The organism is Dapis brunnea BLCC-M229, from assembly GCF_050015995.1.
In the GTDB taxonomy this organism is placed as follows: domain Bacteria; phylum Cyanobacteriota; class Cyanobacteriia; order Cyanobacteriales; family Microcoleaceae; genus Trichodesmium.
In genome coordinates this window covers 1-5,075 of the sequence record NZ_JBNHEP010000320.1, presented here as the reverse complement: position 1 = coordinate 5,075, position 5,075 = coordinate 1, and the positions used below count along the sequence as shown (strand labels likewise).

The 5,075-nt window shown below is 34.4% G+C and carries 1 protein-coding gene; it reads right to left on the bottom strand.

The features are described 5' to 3' along the window. Positions 1 to 241: 241 nt before the first annotated feature. Positions 242 to 4,813 carry a tetratricopeptide repeat protein gene (locus ACP6PM_RS36685; RefSeq protein ID WP_426591816.1) on the bottom strand — a complete coding sequence of 1,524 codons (4,572 nt, stop codon included), beginning with the start codon at positions 4,811 to 4,813 and terminating at the stop codon, positions 242 to 244. Between the last annotated feature and the right edge of the window lie 262 nt (positions 4,814 to 5,075).

Here is a 5,075-nt window from a genome sequence, read left to right as displayed (position 1 = left end):
TTTTCTACCTTTTCCCCATTCTATTCCTCCATCTCCTGACTTCTGACTCCTGACTTCTGAGTCCTTTGCCAAAAACTCGCGCTTTGCCTAATATTCCAAATGGCTTCTATTAAGGATAAACTAATACCAAATCCGGTTATAAAAAGCTACTTTTTCTATCCCTAAATTCTATGTAGGAGAAAAGCTTAGACTTTTTTTGAATAGCTTCTCACTCAGCCGGATTTAGTATAACTTAAACAAATTAAATCAAATTAGGAAACTTAAAACTTACCATCCCCAGTCGCACATGAGAACCATCTTTGAAAATAGCTTCTAAGGAAATTTTCGACTCTGGTGCAACTTCAAGTACTTCTATTTCTCCCCAAAAACCAGAATGTTGAGCATCAGAATACTCAGGATGAATTTTACCTACATCTGGACGATGTAAATTAGCAGGAACTTCGCGCAAAATTTTACCTGATTTAGTTAAAGAAATTAGTTGGACTGTGACTGGAGGAGATTTTTTTCCAACTACCCACCCACCTATACAAATAGAACTAATATTTTCCTCTATTCCTGGTTTGGGTACATCTATAGAACAACCGACTATTTCTGTATCTTTTTCATACAGAGAAACAGCAACTTCTACATTTGTTTGAATTCTTAAACTAAAGTTTTCTTGTTGTCGAGTTAAATGAGGATTATAACAAGGATCTTCGTCTATTAAATGTTTCCACCTTTGCTTCATATCTTGAATTTCTTTTTGGAAACGGAGTTGTTTTTGTCCGGTATTTTCTACTCCCCGACTTTTCGACTCGTGGTGATATAAAACAGCGTGAGGTAGATAAATATTTTGATAACCTTTATGCCGCATTTTTAAACATAAATCTACGTCATTAAATGCTACTGCTAACTCTTCATCAAATCCTCCAATTTGTTCAAATACTTCTCGCCGACACATTAAACAAGCGGCAGTTACGGCAGAATAATTATTGATAGAAATAATTTGACCTTTATACCCAGCATTAGTAGGAGAAAAACCTCGGTGACTATGGTCTGCAACACTCCGCATTCCTAATACAACTCCGGCGTGTTGAATTGTATTATCTGGATATAATAATAATGCTCCGACAGCTCCTATTTTTTCTCTTTGCGCTTGTTCGACCATTGCTTCTAACCAGTCGGCAGTTTTTACTTCTGTATCATTATTTAAGAATAGTAAATAATCACCTTCTGCTTTTTCGACGGCAAAATTATTTAGTTTGGAGAAGTTGAAAGGAATATTCAGTTCATAACTTTTGAAACCTTCTGGTTGTTTCTTTTTCCACTCTTCAATAATGGATAATGTTTCTGGTTCGTCGCTGCCATTGTCAATTACTATTACTTCATAATTTGGATAGGTGGTTTTAGTAAATATTGACTCTAGACATCTATCTAAAATATTTCCTAAATTTCTAGTGGGAATGATAATACTGACTAATTTTTTATTGGAAATTTGATAGCGGATTCGATAAAAACCAGGATGGTTAGGTACGCTATGAACTGTTCCTGTTTCTCCTCTTCTTGCTAATGCTTCGGTTAATGCTTTTTTTGCTGTTTCTTCTGAGATTGTTTGATTTATTTCTATTCCATTTTCAGAGATTCGGTTGTGATAAAGTACCTTGGGAATGTGAAATATTTTTTGACTTGTTTCGCTTAACCGGAGAATTAAATCATATTCATAACTACTTTCATATCCGACTCGAAAACCGTTCAATTTTTCCAATAATTCTCGGCGATATATACACAAATGACCTGTATACATTCGAGATAAAAATGAATCAGGACACCAATCTGGTTTAAAGTAAGGTTCAGTTAATTTTCCTTCACTGGTCAATTTGTCTTCGTCTGAATAAACCATATCTGACTCTGGATGTTTATTCAGAAATAATGCCATTTGATAGAGAGCATCTGGAGTTAATATATCGTCAGGATTTAATAGAGTAACAAAATCTCCTGTTGCTAATGCTAAGGCAGAATTTAAGTCTGTGGCAATATCTCTATTTTTACTTTTTAAGACTAATTTGATTCTGTTTTCTGCTTCTATATTTTCCGGGAGTTCCTCAGCAAGATAGCAAAGTTCCCAGTTAGGATAAATTTGATTTATTACTGATTCAATTGTCTCTTGAAACTCTGGAGATGCTTTTTTTTCTGGCAGGATAATACTGATCGATGGTTGGTATCGGAAAGTCTCTAAATTTTCCGACATTTTCTTGAGTTTGTCTGAGTTAGGTAAGTTTTCCTTGAGCCATAATTGATAGGAATCTTCTTTTTCAAGAAAAGGAGAAGGTAATGAGGAAAGAGCGACGGTTGCCTGTTCCCTATTTTCTACTTCCTGTTCCCTTTTTTCAATTATAGGAAAAGGCAATGTAGAAACAGGGACGGTTCCCTGTTCCCTAAAAGTCTTTTTTTTAGGTAATATCTTTTCTAGTTGCTCTTTAATTTCTGCATCGTCTGGATTAATTTGTAAACCTAACTGATAAAAGGCGATCGCTCCATGAGTTTTCCCTTTTTTTGCTAATGTATTGCCTAGTTGTAAATAAAGTTTGTGGTCTTCTGGCTTAACCTCTAGCGCTTTGTGATAAAGTTGCTCATTATCGGGATTATTTTCTATGGCTTTCTTATACCATTTAATTGATTCTTCTAAGTCTAATTCGGCGCGTTTTTTCAGAGCATATCCCAATTTTTGATAAGCTTCTGGGAAATCTGCTTTTAATTCTATTGCTCGATGATAGGGGTTTATTGCTTCTTGCCAATTTCCTATTTTCCAAAGAGTATTTCCTAAGTTAATATAAGACCAAGTAAAGTCTGGATTTAATTCTATTGCTCGACGATAAGGTTCAACAGCTTCTTCCCATTTATCTAATTTTAATAGACAGTCACCTAAGTTATTATGAGACCAAGAAAAGTTGGGATTTAATTCTATAGCTTTGCGGTAAGCTGTCACAGCTTCTTCCCATTTTTCTAATTTCTTGAGAGCTTCTCCTAAGCTGTTGTGATACCAAGAATTATCTGATTTTATTTCACTTGCTTTTTGATAGACCTTGGCAGCTTCTTTCCATTTTTCCTGTTGCGAGAAAATTTCCCCTAATTTTCCATAAGGTATATCGAATTCTGGAGAATTTTCTGTTGCTTGACTATAAGCTTTGACTGCCTCTTCTACCTTTCCTTGTTCTTGGAAAGCTTCTCCATATCTGTAATAAATTTCTCCGATTTTTTGCTTAAATTCTCTATTATTTGGTTCTAGTTGTTGAGCTTTTTGATAATTCTGTAAAGCCAGATCTAACTGCCCCTGCTTTAATAAACCATCTCCTAATTTTTCATAAGCTTCTAAATTCTTTGGATTAGCAGATATTACTCTTTGATAACAAACAACTGCTTCTCCCAACTGCCCGTTTTGAATTAATATTTCTCCTAATTTATAACTAGCTTCTACTAACTGAGGCTTTAACTTAATTGCTTCTTCATAACAAGCGATCGCCTGTTGTAATTGACCATTTTCATTCAGATTATTTCCTGTAAATAAAAATTCTTCGGCGGTCGCTTTTCCCGGTTCTAATCTTAATGCTTGATATAAATATTCTGCTGCGTCTGCTGACCGATTAACCTGAGTATAAATTTTCGCTAAATTTCTATATGCTCCAGCAAAGTCTGGTTTAATTGCAATTGCTCTTCGATAAGATTTTATTGCCTCCTCCCACTGTTTTTGTTGAGCAAATATTGTTCCTATATTTGCATATACTTCCCCAAAATCAGGCTTAATCTCTAATGCTTTCTTGTACCAATCTAATGCTTCTGGTAATTTACCCATAGCTTGTAAAGAATTGCCTATTATTTTATAAGCTTTGGGTTCTGGTTTAATTGAAATAATTTTCTGACTTGTACTAATTGCTTGTTCCCATTTTTTCTGCTTAAGGTAAGTCTCTGCCACTACTATATAAGTTTCTATATCTTCAATATTAATCGTCGGCAAAGTTTGTTGGGGAGGCATATTATTTATTTGTTCAGAACTTGCTAGAGTATCATTACCATTGACCAGATTATTATTTAAACTACCAACTAAAGTGTCTGCAGGATTTAACTCTTGACTAGAAATTAAATTATATTTACTAGCTGATGAAATATCATCTGAATTCTCTATTTTTGTATTAGCTGCTTTTAATTCTATTGCTTTCCGAAAACAAACGGTCGCTTCCTCCAAGTTTCCTTGTTGTTTTAAAGCTTCCCCTAAATTTTGATAAGCTTCTGATGAATTATGATCTAATTTAATTGCCATGCGATAACAAGATATTGCCTCATTTAAACTACCTTGTTGCTCCAGAGTTTTTCCTAAATTAATAAATTCTTCAAGGGAAGCTTTTTCTGGTTCTATAGACAATGCCTTATACTGACAATATGTAGCAGATTTTTGGTTGCCCAAACGTAGCCATACTTTCGTCATATTCCGATAAGCTCCCGCAAAATCTGGTTTGAGATTTACAGCTTTTTGATAATAGGATACTGCCTCTTGCCATTTTTGCTGCATAGCGTATAAACTACCCAGATTAGCATATACTTCCGGCCAATCTGATTTAATTTCTAACGCCTTTTTGTACCAATTTTCTGCCTCTGCTAATTTTCCTTGTACTTGCCAAGCATTCCCTAAAGTTTTGTAGGCAGGAAAATAATTTTCTTCTATTTTTATCGCTAATTCACAGGAGGCGATCGCTTCTTCAAATTTCCTTTGAGCTAAATAAGCTTCTGCTTTTTTGTGGAAATTTTCTGCTGCACTTTCTGGAGGATTTGTTGATGCCATTTTCTCTCTTTTTTGAGCTACTATTAATTAAGTTTATTTACGGTTTTACAGTCTAATTTTAGAAAAGATAGGGAAAAAACAGAAGGAGTATAACGCTAGGCGCAAGGCAAAAGTCAGTCATGCAAAAGTCAAAAATAATCTATGACTGAATTTGGTAATTTATAAATTTCCTAACCTTTACTTAGATTGTTAGAAAGCCAAATCTTGACTTAATTTTTCTGGCAAGATTTTCTGAGTTTCTCATCCTCTTGATTTTTCTCTC